This is a genomic window from Streptomyces sp. NBC_01142 (assembly GCF_026341125.1).
In the GTDB taxonomy this organism is placed as follows: domain Bacteria; phylum Actinomycetota; class Actinomycetes; order Streptomycetales; family Streptomycetaceae; genus Streptomyces.
Genome location: NZ_JAPEOR010000003.1, coordinates 181,027 through 198,494, shown reverse-complemented (window position 1 = coordinate 198,494; position 17,468 = coordinate 181,027). Strand labels below are relative to the sequence as shown.

General features: G+C 71.1%; 15 protein-coding genes. 2 read left to right on the top strand and 13 right to left on the bottom strand.

Annotated features, from left to right (window positions below; translation table 11 throughout):
- Window positions 1-40 precede the first annotated feature (40 nt).
- Window positions 41-529, top strand: a complete 489-nt coding sequence (locus OG883_RS35010) for a MarR family winged helix-turn-helix transcriptional regulator (RefSeq protein WP_266550267.1) — start codon at window positions 41-43, stop codon at window positions 527-529.
- Here the strand turns inward: OG883_RS35010 and OG883_RS35005 are convergent.
- From OG883_RS35005 to OG883_RS34965, 9 genes are all read right to left on the bottom strand, one after another.
- On the bottom strand, window positions 498-1,223 hold the full coding sequence (locus tag OG883_RS35005) for a DsbA family protein (RefSeq protein WP_266550265.1): 726 nt from the start codon (window positions 1,221-1,223) through the stop codon (window positions 498-500). The two genes, OG883_RS35010 and OG883_RS35005, sit on opposite strands and share 32 nt — an antisense overlap.
- Window positions 1,213-3,090, bottom strand: coding sequence for an asparagine synthase (glutamine-hydrolyzing) (asnB, locus tag OG883_RS35000; protein ID WP_266550263.1), 1,878 nt, complete (start codon window positions 3,088-3,090; stop codon window positions 1,213-1,215). Before asnB ends, OG883_RS35005 begins: the two co-directional genes overlap by 11 nt.
- 144 nt (window positions 3,091-3,234) lie before the next feature.
- A complete protein-coding gene (locus tag OG883_RS34995; protein WP_266550261.1) occupies window positions 3,235-4,914 on the bottom strand; it encodes a carboxylesterase/lipase family protein in 1,680 nt (559 codons plus the stop codon).
- A 239-nt stretch (window positions 4,915-5,153) separates the two neighbouring features.
- The gene (griF, locus tag OG883_RS34990) at window positions 5,154-6,098 is read right to left on the bottom strand and encodes a grixazone synthase (protein WP_266550259.1); all 945 of its coding nucleotides are present in this window, start codon (window positions 6,096-6,098) and stop codon (window positions 5,154-5,156) included.
- Window positions 6,095-6,466, bottom strand: a complete 372-nt coding sequence (locus tag OG883_RS34985; protein ID WP_266550257.1) for a tyrosinase family oxidase copper chaperone — start codon at window positions 6,464-6,466, stop codon at window positions 6,095-6,097. Before OG883_RS34985 ends, griF begins: the two co-directional genes overlap by 4 nt.
- Before the next feature lie 53 nt (window positions 6,467-6,519).
- Complete coding sequence (locus OG883_RS34980; protein WP_266550254.1) at window positions 6,520-7,890, bottom strand: aldehyde dehydrogenase family protein; 1,371 nt, start codon at window positions 7,888-7,890, stop codon at window positions 6,520-6,522.
- Window positions 7,890-8,936 carry a phenazine biosynthesis protein gene (locus tag OG883_RS34975; protein WP_266550252.1) on the bottom strand — a complete coding sequence of 349 codons (1,047 nt, stop codon included), beginning with the start codon at window positions 8,934-8,936 and terminating at the stop codon, window positions 7,890-7,892. Before OG883_RS34975 ends, OG883_RS34980 begins: the two co-directional genes overlap by 1 nt.
- Before the next feature lie 75 nt (window positions 8,937-9,011).
- Window positions 9,012-10,397, bottom strand: coding sequence for an MFS transporter (locus tag OG883_RS34970; RefSeq protein WP_266550250.1), 1,386 nt, complete (start codon window positions 10,395-10,397; stop codon window positions 9,012-9,014).
- 22 nt (window positions 10,398-10,419) lie between these two features.
- Window positions 10,420-11,820: an FAD-binding oxidoreductase gene (locus tag OG883_RS34965; RefSeq protein WP_266550248.1), complete on the bottom strand. Its 1,401-nt coding sequence runs from the start codon at window positions 11,818-11,820 to the stop codon at window positions 10,420-10,422.
- A 222-nt stretch (window positions 11,821-12,042) separates the two neighbouring features.
- On the opposite strand from OG883_RS34965, the gene OG883_RS34960 reads away from it, so the two are divergent.
- On the top strand, window positions 12,043-13,197 hold the full coding sequence (locus OG883_RS34960) for a helix-turn-helix transcriptional regulator (protein ID WP_266550246.1): 1,155 nt from the start codon (window positions 12,043-12,045) through the stop codon (window positions 13,195-13,197).
- Here OG883_RS34960 and OG883_RS34955 read toward each other — a convergent pair.
- The 4 genes from OG883_RS34955 to OG883_RS34940 are packed head-to-tail and all read right to left on the bottom strand — an operon-like array spanning window position 13,155 to window position 17,463.
- Entirely contained in the window at window positions 13,155-14,207 is a 1,053-nt protein-coding gene (locus OG883_RS34955; RefSeq protein WP_266550244.1) for an NAD(P)-dependent alcohol dehydrogenase, read from the bottom strand. The two genes, OG883_RS34960 and OG883_RS34955, sit on opposite strands and share 43 nt — an antisense overlap.
- A 16-nt stretch (window positions 14,208-14,223) precedes the next feature.
- Window positions 14,224-15,540, bottom strand: a complete 1,317-nt coding sequence (locus tag OG883_RS34950; RefSeq protein WP_266550243.1) for a phenylacetate--CoA ligase family protein — start codon at window positions 15,538-15,540, stop codon at window positions 14,224-14,226.
- Window positions 15,537-16,307, bottom strand: coding sequence for an amidohydrolase family protein (locus OG883_RS34945; protein ID WP_266550241.1), 771 nt, complete (start codon window positions 16,305-16,307; stop codon window positions 15,537-15,539). Before OG883_RS34945 ends, OG883_RS34950 begins: the two co-directional genes overlap by 4 nt.
- Window positions 16,308-16,311: 4 nt before the next feature.
- Entirely contained in the window at window positions 16,312-17,463 is a 1,152-nt protein-coding gene (locus tag OG883_RS34940; protein WP_266553090.1) for a 3-dehydroquinate synthase II, read from the bottom strand.
- Window positions 17,464-17,468: the final 5 nt, after the last annotated feature.

Below are 17,468 nucleotides of genomic sequence, written 5' to 3'. Positions count from 1 at the left end.
AGTATAGCTACATAGCTATAACTATAGCTACTATCAATGCATGAACGCGACCGAATCCGCAGACGACGGCGCGCTGCTGCGCGAAGCGAGAGAACTGACTCCGGCCCTGTACGCCCTCGGGCGCGTACTGCGGCTGAGAGGCGTGGACGAGGCCGGACTGGCGCCGTTGGCGCCGTCCGACCTCGAAGTGCTCCGCCATGTACTGGACGCGCCGGGCGTCGGAGTCGGCACTGTCGCCCGGGACCTGGCACTGCACGCCAGCAATGTGAGCGTCACGGTGCGCGGACTGGTCGCCCACGGGCTGATCCGCCGGGAACGCGATCCGCAGGACCGGCGCGCCGTCCAGCTGTACCCGACCATGGGCGCGATGCAGGGCATGGCCGCCATCGAGCAGGCCTGGTCGGAGATCTTCGCCGACTCGCTCGCGACGCTCTCCGAGGACGAGCGCGCCTCGCTCAGAGCGGCCGTACCGGCACTGCGCTCGCTCGCCGCCTCACTCAGGGCGCAGCGGAGTTCGGCCCGGGGCTGAACCCGGGCGGTGCCAGCCGGGCGAGCAGCTCACCGGCCCACTGCGGGCGCGACTCCAGCAGCTGGGGCAGCCCGCCGTCGGCCGGATCCCCGGTCCAGCGGAACGCGACCCCCGGGTTGTGGGCCGTCCAGCCGTCCGGGGCGAACAGCTGCGGACTGCCCTGGACCCGGGGGCCGCGGGCCGTACGCCACTGCGCGTACACCGCGGCCCTTCCGGCACCGCCCGCCAGGGCCTCCTCCAGGGCCGCCGCATCGACGTGCGGACACTGAACGGCGACGTCGAGGATCTCGGCGTGCACCGCGATGCAACGGCTCTCGGCGTAGAAGGCGTGCCGCAGCGCCGCGTCCAGTTCGTCGCTTGCGCGCAGCCCGCCGACGGCCGGGTCCTTCGCCGCTTGCACCGCCTCGAGCGCCGGCAGCATCGTCACCGGATAGCACGACTCCGGCGCCGACCACAGCCGCCAGCCCAACTCGGGCCGGCGGGCCGCAATCACCACCGTTTCGACGTCCACGATCCGCTTGGGCGTCGGCTGGCGGTTGAAGAGCTCCAGCGGGAAGGCCCGGTGGTCGATCAACAGATCGGCACCGGTGCGACCGGCCTCGGCCCGCAGCGTGTGCAGTGCCAGGGAGGCCCAGGGGCAGCCGATGTCCGACCAGACCGTGAGGACCTGACCGCAGTACGGCTCAGAGTTCAACGCGCACTCCATGGATTTTCACCCAGGTGTTGAACTCGACAAGGCGCTCCAGCACAGCCCGGGCGCTCCAGGGACCGCCCATGGCATAGGTGCCCTCGGGCTCGTCGAGCAGCCGCTCGATCTCCGCCCGGGAGGCGAGCCGCAGCACGGGCGCCGTCTCGTCGGCTATCACGGCCTCGACGCGCTCGCGCACCGCCCGCTCGTACCCGCTGTCCTGGGTGGACGGGTAGGGATTCTTCTTACGGTCGAGCACCGAGTCGGGCAGCACGCCGCGCATGGCCGCACGCAGCAGGCTCTTCTCCCGGCCGTCGAAACTCTTCATCTCCCAGGGCGTGTTGTAGACGTACTCGACCAGGCGGTGGTCGGTGAACGGAACACGTACCTCCAGGGCGGTGGCCATCGAGATGCGGTCCTTGCGGTCGAGGAGGAAGTTCTCCCAGCGGGTCAGGTTGAGATACGTCAGCTCGCGCATCCGCTCCGGCTCGCCGCTCTCCCCGGGGAGCTTGGGGACCTCTTCCAGCGCCTCGGTGTAGCGCTGCTTGACGTACTCGGTCAGGCCCAGGCGGTCCCACAGGCCGATCGCACGCAGCGCGCCGATGCCGCCCGCCTTCTCGAAGGGGTGGTGCCACGGGAAGGTGTCTCCCTCGACGGCCTCGCGGTCGTGGAACCAGGTGTAGCCGCCGAACAGCTCGTCGGCGGCCTCGCCGGACAGCGCGACCGTCATCCGCTCCTTGAGCGCCCGGCACAGCACCAGAAGCGAATATTCCATGTCGCCCGTGGACACGGGCAGGTCCTGGGCGCGCAGCACCTGGTCGCGCACGTCCTGGTCGAGTACGTCCGCGGTGTCGAGCTCGACGATGATGTGCTCGGCGCCGACATGCTCGGCGACCTCCACCGCGAACGGCGTGTCGGGGTCGGCCCACTGGACGTTGGACTTGAACCGCTCGTTGTGGCCCTTGAAGTCCACCGAGAACGCCAGCACAGGTTTGGCCGCGTCGCCGCCGGTGTCCGGGCCGGCGGCGCCGTCGGCCAGTGCGCGGGCCGCCAGCGCGGTGACGGCGCTGGAGTCGAGCCCGCCGGACAGCAGCGTGCCGACCGTGACGTCGGCCACCAACTGACTCGAGACGATCTCCTCGAGCAGGGTGCGGACGTGGGCGATCGTGGTGTCGAGGTCGTCGGTGTGCTCGTGCGCGGTGAGCTGCCAGTAGCGGATCTCCTCGCTGCCCGAGCGCGAGAACCGCAGCAGCGTCCCCGGCCTGACTTCCCGCATACCGCGGAAGACCGCGTGGCCGGGAGTCTTCACGATGCCGAATATCTCGCGCAGGCCCTCGGCGTCGACGACGGCCTCGGTATCGGGGTGGGCGAGGATCGCCTTGGGCTCGGATCCGAAGATCACGCCGTCGGCGGTGGGCCAGTAGTAGAGCGGCTTGACGCCCATCCGGTCGCGGACCAACAGGAGTTCCTCGGTGCGCGGGTCCCAGATGGCCAGCGCGTAGATGCCGGTCAGCCGCTCGGCGAAGGCCACGCCCCACTCCAGGTACGCGCGCAGCACCACCTCGGTGTCGGACTCGGTCCGGAATTCGTGCCCCAGATCGCGCAGTTCTTCGCGCAGCTCGCGGTAGTTGTACGTCTCACCCGTGTACGTGATCACCGGCGCATCGGACGCCTCGGCGGAGGTCATGGGCTGCTTGCCACCCTCCAGATCGATAATGGCCAGACGCCGGTGGGCGATCAGGGCGTGCTCGGAAGTCCACACCCCGCCGGCGTCCGGGCCGCGGCACTCCAGGGTGGAGTTCATCTCGGCGGCGATGGATGTGTGCACGGTCAGGTCACGCTGGAAGCTCAGCCATCCGGCAAGGCCGCACATGACTTGTCCCCTCTCGTCGGTCTCGTGGGTCTCGTCGATCTCGTCGATCTCGTCGGTCTTCTTGGGTGCTCTGGGGTGCTGTTGGGTGCGCTCGCATGCGGTTCGCGGCAGTGCGCGAACGCTCGAGGCGGCCCGCGGCGCGGGTCAAAGACGCGGCCCCCAGCCGTTGTCGTCCCAGAACCGCAGCTGTCGCTGTTTGGGGATGTCGGCGATCTCGGCCACCCGCGGGCCGCCGAGAATCAGCGTGCTCGCCCGGCCGGGTGCGAACACCGGCCACGCGGGCGCCTCCGCCGCCGTGGGGACCCCGCACCGCGCGAAGGAGGAGACCAGGTCGATGAAGGTGTCCGAGACCCTCCGCTCCAGCGGCCCGTCCCCGTAGACAGGAGCCTCCTCGGGCAGCCGGTGCGTACCGAAGAGGAATCGGGAGGTGGCCTCGTGCGGCGTTCCGAAATGCGGCGGGTACACCGGGTGGGCGAAGTCCATCACGTACAGCGGCGAGGTGCCGGTGCGGGCGTGGCGCTCGGCGAAGCGGACGACCGGACGCCGGAAGAGCCCGTCACCCCAGATCTCGGTCCACACCGCCAGCGGGTCGTCCGGCAGTCCCTCCGCGGCTGCCGCCGCCCGGTAGCCGGCGACACACCGCTCGGCCAGGGCGTCGGGGACGTCCGGGACTCCCTTGAGCAGGACTGCGCGTACGGCCGCGCGCAGCTCCGCCTCGTCGGTGGGCGCGGGGGTGGGCGTGGGCGAGCCGGGTCCGGTGAAGAACGAGCCCTCGGTGCGGGCGTGGACGGAGAGCACCGGCACCTTCGGGGTGGGGCGTTCGTGGTCGTAGGCGGGCATCCAACGGCCGTCGACGACCGGTCCCTGGTATTCGCGGCCGCTGCCCAGCAACCGGCGGTCCGGGGCGCCCGAGAACAGTTGCTCCCAGGCATCCTTGACTGCGGCGGCATCCGCCCGGCGCAGCCCCGGCACGGTGGTGCCCAGCCGGTGCGCGATCCGGTCGTAGGCCTCCCCCGCGTCCTGCGGGGTCAGTGCGACGGCCGGTGCCCAGACGTGGGCCGCGCTGATCGGCACGATCCGTCGTATCACCGACCGCATCTCGGGCAGCAGGGAAAGCTGCCAGGCGCTCGATCCACCGGCCGATGTGCCGCAGACCGTGATGTTGTCCGGGTCCCCGCCGAACGCGGCCGCGTTGGCCCGGACCCAGTGCAGCAGGGCCGCCTGGTCCTGCAGACCCCAGTTGGCGAAGGAGCCGGTGGCCGGGTCGGCCAGGTCCTCGTGCAGGCCCCAGCCGAAACCGCCCAGACGGTAGTTGAAGGTGACCACGACCGCATCGCCGCGGTCGGCCAGACGCTCCCCGTCGTACAGGGGGTGACTTCCGGCGCCGACGAACCAGCCACCGCCGTGGATGTAGACGACGACGGGCCGCGAGCCCCGGACGTCCGGCGTCCACACATTGGCGTACAGCGAGTCTTCGCTGCTGCCGGGGAGCACCGACTGGTACGAGGGGGCGGCGAACCGGGTGGCGTCGCGCACGCCGCTCCAGGGCCGGGGCGGCCGGGGCGAGGAGAAGCGCAGCGCGCCCACCGGCGGGGCGGCGTAGGGGACGCCGCGGAAGACGACGGTCCGTCCGGCCACCGCGCCGGACACCTGGCCGGCCGTGGTACGGGTGGTCAGTACGCGGCTCGTGGACGCCTTGGCGGCGGAGACGGTGGAGGCCACGGACGGGTTACGGGGCGCGGCGAGGGCCGGTGTCCCGGCGGCCGCGACGGCAAGGGCGGCGCCGGCGATCACCGAACGGCGGCGGGGGGCGCTGGCGGTCATTGCGCCGCCTCGCGGCCGCGCTCCGGCGCCGCGGCGGACCCGCGGACCGGGACGGACGAGTGGGGGAAGACTGCGACATTCGTCATGAGCAGGAGCCTGCACAGCGCGGAAAAAAGCGGCAACGCACCGCCGATCACTTCGTCAGGTGGGACAGCGCGTGCCCGATCGCCCGTACCGGCGCATGCGGCAGTGGCCGCGCGGACCGGGTTTCGTCCGCGCGGCGACCGCGTTCCCGGCCGCTATCTGTCGTAGCGGTAGAAGCGGGTGTGGTCCAGCAGGTCCGCCGGGGTCATGGTGTGCCAGGGCCCCAGCGGGGTGTTCAGACCGGGCACGTCCGCGTTGTCGTCCAGCGGGAGGTAGTGCGGCACGTCGGGGTGCCGGCGCTGCCACGTGGCCCAGATCTTGTCGATGAAGCAGTGGTGCAGGAAGAAGACGGGGTCGTTGGGCGAGCCGATGTACACCATGTGGCCGCCGACCCAGGAGTGTCCGGCTCCGTGCAGCTTGCCGTAGTTGGCCTCCCACTCGAACTTGGAGTAGCCCTCGAGGTGGTTGCGGAAGCTGTTGTACGGAGGCGTGTGGCCGCTGGTGTAGCTCCACGGCGGGCAGTCGTAGACAGGGAGCGCCAGGGTGTCCTCGAGCTCCTTGGGAGTCGGGAGCGGCGCGATCGTACCGAAGTCACGTACCAGGAAGTCCCGGTCGTCCTGGGTGTACTTCCCGTTGAGCGAGGGGTGTTCGTCACCGACCGGCACCACGCTGACGTTGAGCCGCCAGCCGTTGGTCCTGGCGAACGGGCCGGTCATGACCTGCCGGTCGCCGGGCCGGCCGTTGCCGCCCATGAAGTTGTCCGCCCACAGCGGCGAGTTCGCGCCCTGGTCGGTGGTCCAGTCCCAGTACGGCAGGGTGACCCGGGGATCGACCTTGCGCAGCTCACGCTCGAAAATGAGGATGTACTGACGGTGCCAGGGCAGCAGGCCGGGGTTGATGTGGCCGAGCCGCTTGCCGGTGTCCTTGTCCAGATAGTCGGTGGAGTTGACTCTGATGTGCAGGTCGACCAGCCGGTCGTACACACCGCGCCGCTTGATCTCCAGCACGGCGTTCACGAAGCGGCGCTTCTCCTCCGCGGTCATGGCCAGGTGGTTCTTGCGCACATAGGTGCTCTTGGACAGCTCTTCGGTTCCGCTCATGTCTGGTGCACCCCGGAGTGGCCGAGGGGAAGCAACTGGGCTCCGCGCAGCTCCTGAACGGCACGGCGAGCGGCCTGGAGCGGGGTCGCCGAAAGCTCGTAGTGACACATGGCGCTCAGATACGCGTCGTCCGCAAGGCGCATCAGATGCAGTTCGCGGCCGTCTATGGTGACGGCCGGGGTGCCGCCGTGGTCGGCGACCTGGATGGTGCGGCCCTGATACCGCTCGGTGTGTACGGCCGGGGCCTCGGCGACCACGGGTGCGGACGCGGCCGTCTGCCCGCCACCGCCGCGATAGCCCGCCACGGCGGGTATGGCGGCGCCGGCACCCACGGCCGCGGCGCCTATGAGCGCCTCACGTCGTTTCATCTGTGACTTCTCCTAGATTTTCGCAGGGTTGTCGTCGCAGCGTCGTCGCAGTGTCAGTGGCGGCTGTCGCCGACGATGCCCTTGGGTTCGAGCAGGAACTGGGTGTAGTTGCCGTCGTGCGGAATGCCGTGCGGAGTGGTCCAGGGCAGGGCCGTACCGGTGGTGATCTTGCGGATGCTCGGTTCGAGGACCGCACGGTCGATGAGGTCGCGGCGCGAGGTGAGCAGGTTCAGCACGAGCGACCGGCGCAGCGGGGCAATCCCGTCCTCCTCCCGCCAGGGGGCCACCACGACGAAGGGGAAGGGGAGTTCGGTCCCCAGGGCGGGGTGGTCGGCCCGGTCGGCGGAGAGCACCAGCGGCCGGGGCAGGAACGATCCGTCATCCAGGCGTACGAGAGCGTCGTGGAGGTCGAAACGCCCGGTGTGATCGGTGAGCGTCTCGCGCAACGCGGCGAGTTGCCGCTCCAGCTGCTCGGCCCGGGAGCGCTCCAGCACCAGCAGGGACGCCTTCGGGTCGGAGGCGGGAAGGACCGGCAGGGCGCTCAGCCGGTGAGCCAGCAGGTCGGCGACCTCACCGACGGGCCGACTGGTGAACACGGCCGAGAGGTTGGTGCAGCGGGTGCCGCCGTCGAAGGCGGCCGACTCGGCCAGATGATCGAGAACCGCGTCGTCCGGTTCGACGTCGACGAGGGCCTTGGCCCGGCCCGGCCCGCGCGCGGCGACCGTCTCGTTGTCCTGCCAGGACGCCACCGCCCGGTCACCGCCGTAGACGATGCCCCGGTCGGCCTCCTTGAGCAGGAACTCCCCCACGGCGTGCGCGGAGGGCAGGAACGCGACCCGGTGCGGGGGCAGTCCGGCCTCGATCAGCGCGGCGATCAGCCGCCTCGGGGTGAACGGGTCGCGGCTGCCGGGGCGTACGAGCACGCTGTAGCCGTGGAACAGGGCCTGCAGCCATGAGCTGCTGGGCGTCGGATGGTTGCTGGCGAGCACGGCGGCGAACAGCCGTCCGCGCGGCACCCAGCGGGTGCGGTGACCGGGGCCGAAGTCCGTGCCGGGCAGTTCGGCACGCGCAATGCCGGTGAGGTCCCGCATCTCCGCCGCGAGTTCGGCGGCCGACAGCCGCACGGTGGTGGCGGTGAGTCCGGTGCCGAGGGTCACCCGCCGCGCGTACTCCTCGGGGCTCTCGCCGTCCAGCGTGGCGTCGGTGAACAGGTCTGCCGCGCGGCGGAAGATCTCGGCGCCGGGCGGCAGCCCGTCCGCCCGCTCGCGCAGTTCCCGCAGCGCGGAGACGGCGAGCAGCCGCGGCGCCTGTCCGATGTCGGCGAGCGGCTCGCCGAGCACCCCGGTCAGGGGCGAGCGGTCGGCGCTGTGCACGGTCCGGCCGGCGATCAGCGGATCGATGACCGCGGGCGTGGGCGAAGCCATCAGTAGACCCCTTCGATGATCTCGCCCTGGCCCAGGGAGCGGAACGTCCGGATGTCCGCCAGCCCGTCCGTCGCGGAGCCCGGTGCGGGCTCGACACGTATCGCGGTGTCCCGCTCCAGGACGTTGGGCAGGAACATCTCCTCGGTGACCAGATGGAGCAGTACGCGCCCCCGCTCGCCGTACGCCACCTCGTGCCCGTCCTCCCCGACGAGCTGGACGAGCGTGGTCTCGGGGTAGGGCTGGAAGACACAGCGGTGGGTGTCGCCGGGCTGTGCGGCCCGCTGGGGGGCCACCCCCATCAGGCTGTTGCCGTACACGCCGGCGACGGTGGCCTGCGGGAAGAACTCCTCGTCCAGCAGCCGGATCGTCTCCTGGTCCGCCGACATGCCGCCCCACAGGACGGCCTCGATCCCGGAACGTAGGAGGTCGTACAGATCGGGGCGGGCGCAGATGGCCTCGAGCACCGGCGGGGTGGTGTTCAGGACGCTGATGTCCTGGCTCCGCATGATGGTCTCCGCCTGGTCCAGCAGGTGCTCGATGTACTCGTCGGCGAGGTCGCCGCGCCCGCTGCCGACAAGCCGCTTGACCCAGCGCGGGTCGAAGTCGACGGTGTGGAAGACACCGCCGCCCATCGCCGCGTGCCGCGCCACGTCGGACCCCACCACATGGGGGCCGCCGGGGCCCAGGTGCAGCCAGTGGCCCCCGGCCGGCACGCCGAGGTCCATCAGCTGGTCCCGGGCCCACTCGAGCATCCGGCCCCGTACTTCGCTGTCGATGATGCGCTTGGGGGCACCGGTGGTGCCGCCCGATTCGAAGACGCGGAACGGCTTGTCCCGCAGGCCCCGGGGGATCAGGTCGGGAACCGGGACCGTACGCAACTCCTCACTGACGTCCGGGAACCGGGCGAGATCCGCGGCTGTCTGGACGTCCCGGACCGGGTCGAAGCCCAGCCCGGAACGCTTGCCCAGCCAGAACGGCGAGCCCGTGTCGGGGTCGAAGTGCCACGCCACCGACTTGCGTACGCGGCTGTCGAAATCGGACGTCACGCTGCCCCACCTCTCTCAGCGGTCTGATCGGCGGCCCATCCTGCGGGCGACGCCTATCGGTCGCATATCGTGCGGCTATCGAGGCGCGCCCTGGGGACCGGGCATCGGCGCCGGCCGCGGAAGGGTGAGGGCGAACACCGCACCGAGCAGCGGGAAGGCCGCGATGACAGCGACCACGTCGGCGAGCTCCATCGACTTGGCGAGGGCGCCCGCGACCGCGGAGCCGACGCCGCCTCCGACGAAGAACGTCAGATTCAGCAGGGCCACCGCTCCGCCCCGCTGCTGCGGCGCGGTACGGGCCGAGAGCAGGCCGGTGGTCACCACCTGGGTCACCGCGAAGGCGGCGAAGCCGAGCGAGGCACCGGCGACGATCACCGCGGGACCGCCGTCCGTGAGCCCCACCAGGGCGAGCAGCGCGGCGCAGGCCAGTGCCGTCACGGTCAGCAGCACATTGGCCCCGGCGCCCATCAGCTTGCTGGCGTAGCGCGAGAGCACCGCACCCAGGACCGCTCCGGGCAGCAGCCACAGACCGATGGACAGCACACTCCAGCCGTGCTCGCGCACCAGCAGCTGCGGCACCGCGTACATCGTGCCGAACAGCCCCGCGTACACGCCGACTCCGGTGATCGCGGCACGTACGAACGTCGAGTCCGTGGCGATCGCGCGCGGCACGAAACTCTCGGGGACCCGCGCCGTGCGCACCACGAGACCCACCGCGGCGAGCACCAGCAGTACGGCGGTGACAGTCACCGTGACGGCGGAGAGCGACAGCGCGGAGGACTGGATGAGGATGAGGAAGGATGCCGCGGTCACGGTGAGCAGCAGCGCGCCGCCCAGGTCGATGGAGCGGCCCGAGCCGGGGCGCGCGGCCGCCTGACGCAGCACCATCGGCAGCGCCAGCAGCGAGAGCAGCGGCAGGATCAGCGTCAGGCGCCAGCTGAGCCACTCGGTGACCACACCGCCGGCCAGCGTCGCGCCCGCCGAGAACACGGACATGGTCGCGCCGAAGATGGCGAGGATCCTGGGCCGCTGGTCGGGTGCGGAGGACGCGGCGAGGGCGAGCGCGGCCGAGGACATCGCGCCGGAGCCGGCGGCGAGCAGGAACCGGCCCGCCACCAGGACGCCGATGTTCGGCGCCGCGAGGCAGACCACGGCTCCGGCCACCAGGATCAGGGCGCCGGCCAGCAGGATGAACCGGATGCCGCGGGCATCGGCCACCCGGCCGGCCAGCGCGGTGCCGATGCCGAGGGCGAGGGCGTGGGCGGTGAGCACCCAGGCGGCGGCCGAGGGGCTCGCCTCGAGCGCGCGGGCGACATCGGGCAGGGCCACGCCGGCCGCGGTCACGCCGAAGATGGCGGGGCCGAACAGGGCACCCAGGCGCAGGCCGGTGGAGCGCACGCTCAGCGCGGGAGGCGGCGAAGCGGCCGCCTGGGCCTGCGCCGTCGGATTGTCGGTGGTCACGATGGTCTCCGTTCTGGGCCGGTCAGGCACGGTCGGCGTGGCCGGGGTCGATGTTGTGGGTGAAGCGGAAGAGGTTGTGCGGGTCGTACTGCTGCTTGATCCGGGTGAGCCGCTCGTAGGTCTCCGGCTCGTACAGGCGCCTGGCATCACCGGCTACGTCGGAGCCGGTGAGGAAGTTGACGTAGGAACGTCCGGTGCCCCAGGGCTCCAGCGCGGTGAGTACGGCCCGGGCCGGGTCGGTCGGACCCTTCGGCGGGGAGACGGTGGTCAGGGTGAAGGCTGCGTCGCGGTTGCCCACGGCGTTGGGCACGGGTGACGGCCGGCCGACTGCGCCGCCGAGGTGGCGGAGTTCGACGACGTAGGCGGGGCAGTCGGCGTCGGGCCCCGCGACGGCGAGGAGCAGTTGTGCGGCTGCCGCGTCGAGCGTGCGCAGCAGGATCGACCGCTCGTGGTACGGGATCGGGTCGGCGGGGTCCATGTGGATCTCGCCGACGTCGGTGTAGGGCATCTCGCGCACCGTGTCGAGCACGGTGGGCGCGACGGCGCGCAGTGGCGCGAGGAGTTTCTCGCCGTCCTCGGGCAGGCCAAGAAAGGCGATGCGCACATGGACGGTGAGCCGGCCGCGCAGCGGTTCGGGGATGAAGGGCGCATCGGGCAGCCGCAACAGGGCCAGCGACGAGGTCAGTTCCTCGGGCAGGTCCGCCGTCCAGCGGCTCCAGGTCTCCAGCACCGGCCGCGCCGCATCGGCCGCGAAGAACAGTCCGCCGCCGTACAGCGTGGTGACGGGCACGAGCCCGAACTCGATGGCGGTGACGATGCCGAAATTGCCCTTTCCACCGCGCAGCGCCCAGAAAAGGTCGGGGTTGCGGTGCTGGGTGGCCTCACGCAGTTCTCCTTCGGCAGTGACGACGTGGATGCGGGTGACGCGGTCGGCTGCGTAGCCGTAGCGGCGGGCGAGCAGACCGAGGCCGCCGCCGAGGGTGTAGCCGACGACACCGACGAGCGGGGAGGAGCCGTTGAGCGGGGCGAGGTCGTGGCGGGCGGCGGACTCGATGACCTGGTGCCACTGGGTGCCGGCCCCGGCTCGGGCGATGCGCGCCACGGGGTCGACTGCGACCTCGTTCATCCGGCGGGTGCTGATGAGCACCCCTCCGTCGGCGGGCGTTGCTATGCCGTGCCCGGTGGCCTGTACGGCGACGGGGAGTCCGTGCCGGGCGGCGTACCGGACCGTCTCCTGGATGTCTCCCGTGTCCTCGACGGCGACGATCACGGCGGGCCGGTGGACGTCGATTGCGTTGAACGGTGCGAGCTCGGTGTCCCAGCCGTCCGCGCCGGGGGTGAGCACAGCACCCCGGATCCGGCCGGCGAGTTCGGAAAGCTCGGTGGGGACGGTGGGGTCGGTGCTGGTGTGGGAATGGGGCATGGCGGGGTCCTCCTGTGGTCCGTGTCGCATGAGAAGTCTTCGTCGCGCGGCCGTGCCCTCCCATCCCTCAATTGAGGGGAAAGGGTTCCCGGTCGGGTTTCCGGTCGGGTTTCCGGTCGGGTTTCCGGTCGGGTTTCCGATCGAGGGAATAGGCTTGCCTGCGTGGGCAGTTGACCGTTGTGAGGCCGTTTCCCAGCGGTCGGGAGGCTCGGAGGCCCCGTCATGTCGCAGTCCACGCTCAAGGCCGGTACCGGGCGCAGCGAGCTGCTGGCCCGTGCGGAGCATGCGCCGCACGCGCTCGGCATGTTCGCCGAGGCGTCCGCGCAGCTGCGCCGGTTCATGCCGTTCGACGCGGCGGTGTGGCGGGTGACGGACCCGGAGACCGGCATCATGACCGCCCCCATCCACGCCGAGAACATCGACGACAAGGGCTGTGCCAACTACTGGGAGATCGAGCTCTTCGCGGAGCGCGTCAATCTGTACAGCGAACTGGTGCAGGCACCGGTCCCGGTGGCCGGACTGCGCGAGACGACCGGCGGCGACCCCGGCGGCAGCGCCATCTACCAGGACTTCATGCGCCCGCGCGGGCTGCACGACGAGCTGCGCGTGGTGCTGAGAGTGGGCGGGCGGCCCCAGGGCACGGTCAGCCTGTTCCGGGCCCGGGGCCGTAAGGCGTTCGACGCCGCGGACACCGCGTTCATCGGCTCGCTGGTGACTCCGCTGGCCAAGCGGCTGCGGTCGTTCGCGGAGCCGCGGCCGGCCGGCGCCGTGCCGTACACGCTGGGCGTACCGGGCGGGCCGGGGCTGCTCCTGTTCGACCCGTCGGGGGTGCTGGTCTCCGTCAATGACGAGGCCAGGCGCTATCTGGACGAGCTGCCCGACGGGCCGTCGGCACTCACCGCGATGGGGCTTCGGGTACCGCCGTGGCTGCACGGGATCGCGACAAAGGTGCGCGCGGCCGCGCACGAGCGCGACCGCGGCACCGCCCGGATCCGGCTGCGTACCCGGGACGGCCGGTGGCTGGTGTGCCATGCCACCTGTATGCGGCAGGCCGACGGCTCACTGGGCGGGTCGGCCGTGGTCCTCGAACCGGCCAAGGTGTCGGATGTGATGCCTCTGGTCGCCGACGCCTACGAGCTGTCCGAGCGGGAGCTGGAGGTGACGAGGTGCGTGGCCCGCGGGCTGTCGACCGAGAAGATCGCGGGCCAGCTGTTCCTCTCCCCGCACACGGTGCGCGACCACATCAAGGCGGTCTTCGAGAAGACGGGGGTCTCCTCGCGCGGTGAGCTGGTCGGTCTGCTCTTCATCGACCACTACCGGCCTGCCGTGGCGGGTCAGGAGGAGGCGAACGAGCTCGCGTCGATCACGAAGCGGTAGCGCACGTCCCCGGACCGCAGGCGTTCGAACGCCTCGTTGATCTGCCCGGCGGTGATGGTTTCGGTCTCGGCGCCGATACCGCTTCGCGCGCAGAAGTCGAGGGTGCGCTGTGTCTCGGCGATACCGCCGAAGAGCGATCCCTCGATGGTGCGGCGGCCCAGCATCAGCGAGAACATGCCGAATGTGCTCGGCCGGTCGGGCACCCCGAGGCCGACGAAGGCACCGTCGAGGTCCAGCAGGCGCAGATACGCGTCAAGGTCGATGCCCGCCGAGACCGTACTGAGGATCACGTCGAAGGAGCCCGCGAGCTGCTCGAAGACCTCGGCTTCGGAGGTGGCACGGAACGCCTTGGCGCCGAAGCGCAGCGCGTCGTCCCTCTTGCGCAGCGACTGGCTGAGCACGGTGACCTCCGCGCCCATGGCATGGGCGATCTGCACCCCGAGGTGGCCCAGTCCGCCCATGCCGACGACCGCGACGCGGCTGCCGGGTGCTGTCGCCCTGCGGACGAGCGGCGCGTGGACGGTGACCCCGGCGCACAACAGCGGTGCGGCGCGGTCGAGTTCCAGGGCGTCGGGTATGCGCACGGCGTAGTGCTCGTCCACCACGACATGGGTGCTGTAGCCGCCGTAGGTGGGCTCGCCGTGGCGGTCGAGGGAGTTGTAGGTGGCGGTGTGGCCGCGCGCGCAGTACTGCTCGTATCCCGCGAGGCAGGCCCGGCACCGGCGGCAGGAGTCGACGAGGCAGCCGACTCCCACCCGGTCTCCCACCGCGTACCGGGTCACGCCCGGGCCCACCGCCGCGACGGTGCCGGTGATCTCGTGGCCGGGCACCATGGGGAAGATGCCCGGCCCCCAGTCGGAGCGGACCCGGTGGAGGTCGGTGTGGCAGATACCGGTGTACGCGATCTCGATGAGGATGTCGTGGTCGCCCGTGTCGCGCCGGGTGATGGTGGTGGGCGCGAGGGGTGCGCCAGGAGCGGGAGCCGCCCAGGCGGGGACGGTGAAGGGCATGGGGGTCTCCTGGACGTCAGTAGTAGATGAGTGCCTTGTCCCAGTCCTCGCCCGGGGCGAAGAGGCTCTTGGGTTTGACGAATCCATGGCCGCGGGTCAGGGTTTCGAGCGGCACGATGGTGCCCGCGGGTACGCTGCGCACCTCGCACGGCACACCGAGTCCGATCCCCACCGTGACCTCGAGTGCGGCGCAGGCCGCGGCGCTGTGCCCCTGGAACGCCTCGATCTCGATCTCCAGCCGCTTCTCGCCGGCCCTGGCACGCCAGAAGAGCACGCCGTGCTCGACGGGCAGTTCAAAGACGAGCTGTTCCAGCTGGTGCGGGGTGACGCGTACGCCGCCCACCGGAACGCCGCCCGCCGAGCGGCCCAGCACCCGCACCACGGGCAGGTGCCAGCCGCAGTCGCACTCCGCGGACGACACCTCGACGGTGTCCTCCAGGTCGTAGCGCACCAGCGGCATCGCCCGGCGGTAGAGCGTGGTGATGACGAGCCGGCCACGCCCCTCGCGGGCGCTCCTACCGGTTGCGGGGTCGTACACCTCCGCGACGAACCGGTCGGCCCACAGGTGCAGTTGCCCTTGGGAGCACTCCCCCGCAAGCGTCCCGGTCTCCGTGGAGCCGTAGTCCTGGCGTACCGGAATGCCGCCCCACAGCTCGCCCATCCGGGCACGGCGGGCTTCGGTCAGCGGCTCCCCCGCGACCAGGAAACCGCGCAGAGCGGGGAAGTCGCGGGCCGGTTCGAGGCCGGCGGCGCGCGCGGCGGCCGCCCACAGCAGGGCCTCGCTCGGCAGGCACCAGGCGAGGGTCACCTCCAGGTCGCGCAGTGTCCGTACGACGCGGGCGTACGGCGTCACCAGGGAGCGGTTGTCCGCCGGCACCACGGTCGCGCCGCGCAACCGCGCGGCCTGGTGGGCCTGGTGGGCGGTGGTGAGCATGGCGTACGGGGTGCGCACCATGACCGTGTCGGCGGGCGAGATGTCCACGGCGCTGCGTACGAAACGGGTGGTGACATCGTGCCAGTCCGCGTCGGTGAAGTACGAGGGAGTGGGCTCGCCCGACGTGCCGCTGGACTCGTGGTAGGTGGCCAGTTCCTTGCGGTCCACGGCGAGCATCCCGAACGGGTACGACTCCCGGAAGTCCTGCTTGGTGGTGAACGGCAGTCCCGCGAGGCCGGCGACGTTCCGCGGCGGGGAGGTGCCCTCGAACCTCGGCTTCAGGAAGGGCGAGGCGCGGGCCCATTCCAGTGCGGCGGGCAGCCGGCGGTCCTGGAGCTCGTACAGCTCCTCCAGGGAGGACCACTGCCCGAGCTCGGGCAGTGCGTGCGGCTGGTTCATCGCTCCGTCCCTCCGGTCAGTCTGCTGGTGTTGTCCCAGGCGACCAGCGCCCACTCCCGCTCACTCAGCCCGAGGGCGCGGTACTTGGCCAGCTCGACGCTCGGATGCTGCAGGGGGTACTCGGTGCCGAGCAGCACCCGGCCGGGCCCGAGCCGGTTCAGTGCCGCCCTGACCACGGCGGAGTAGCCGCCCGAGGTCTCGAAGAGGATGTTGGCGGCCGGGGTGATGAGGTCGATGCCGTACAGGTCCATGTCGCCCACGCCCGCGTGGCCGAGCACGAAGGTCACCCGAGGGAAGTCGCGTGCCAGGGTGACGAGATCGGCCACGCCGAAGCCGGGCCGCTGTACGCAGTGCAGATAGACGCCGTGCCCGTACTCCTCGGCGATCGCGGCGAGTTCGGCGTGGCGGGGGTCCGTCAGTGGCACGCCGTGCACGGACGGCGCGAGTTTCAGACCGTGGAAGCGGCGCCCGTCGGCGCGGTAGTCGGCGCCCGCGCGGTGCGGGTTGGCGAAGAAGTAGGGGACCAGCCGGCCGCCGGTGGGCTCACAGGCCGCCCACACGCCGTCGTTGTCCGCGTCGCGGTCGAGCGCGCCGCCCTCGATGATCTGGCGGGACAGCAGGTCGGGATCGACCACGCCGCCGGCTACGACGACGGCGCGGTCGATCCCACAGCTGTCCATGACCTCGAGGAGCCGGTCCGCGGCGCCCTCACCCGGTGCCAGATGGGCGTGGGCGTCGAAGATTCGCTGTCGCTCCTTCGTGGTCATGTGCTCACTTCTCCAGGCAGAATTCGTCGATCGGGTAGCCCACGTGACGGTCCTCGAGCGGCAGGTAGCCGAGGACCTTGTCGCCCGGCTTGAGCTCGGTGCTGTTGAGCACCACGCCGCCGGGGCCCAGGACCCGGACGTGCCAGTCGTCCTGCAGTATCAGGTTGACGCGTCGGCCGTCGGGCGCCTCGGCGTCGATGGAGATCAGCGGGCGGGATTCGATCTTCACCCGGCCGACGGTGACCAGCCGCGTCTGGCCCTTGATGTCGACGGCGGTCACCTTGCTGCCCGCCTTGAGCTCGCTGAGGTAGTTGGTCCGCTCGTCCTTGCCGACGGTGTACGAGTGGATGGCGCCGGCGTTGACGCGGAACGGCCTCGTGGGCATGTACGGCAGCGGGTGGGTCTCGCTGACGCACAGAATCATGCCCTTGGAGTGCGAACCGACGAGGATGCCCTCGTCCTCACGGAAGTAGCTGCAGGTGTCCACGCAGGCGCGCTCGCCCATCCCTATGTGCTCGGTGGCGGTGACCGTGAGCTCGGTGAGGTTGAGGTCGGGCACGTCGACCTCGGCCGCCGCCTTGAGCGCGGTGGCGTCTCCCACCTTCCGCGGGGCCATCATCACGCCGTCGGAGCCGTGCTCCAGGACGCCGAAGATGATCTCCGCCTCCTCGACGTCCTGGGCAACGGTGATCATGCTGCCGGTCGAGCGTGCGGCCGCGGCGATCACGATCTCCAGCGGAATCTTGGTGGGGTCACGGAACAGCAGCACGCTCCAGGGCTGGGTGCGGGCCGACTGGCACGCATCCTCCAGCGTCGGCGCGTCGATGATCTCGGTGAACCGGCCGAACTCCACCTCCGGGAAGCGGACGGCGAGTTCGGCGGGCTCGCCGTGGCGTGCCGGGTCGACGATGACGACGTCGGCCGTACCGAACTCCTCGGGCAGGTCCTTGCCGGAGGGGAGAAGTACCTTCTTGACAGTGGGCGGCAGCGCCTCCAGGTCGGCGATGTCGTCGGTGACCATGGCGTCGACCCGCTGGTGCAGCGCCTCCTCGAGGACCGCCTGCTTGGCGCCGACGTTGCGGATGTCCAGCCAGACCAGCTTCACGTTCGAACTCCCTTTTCGGTGATGGGCAGTTGGTGCTTGGGCGGGTGACACGGCGG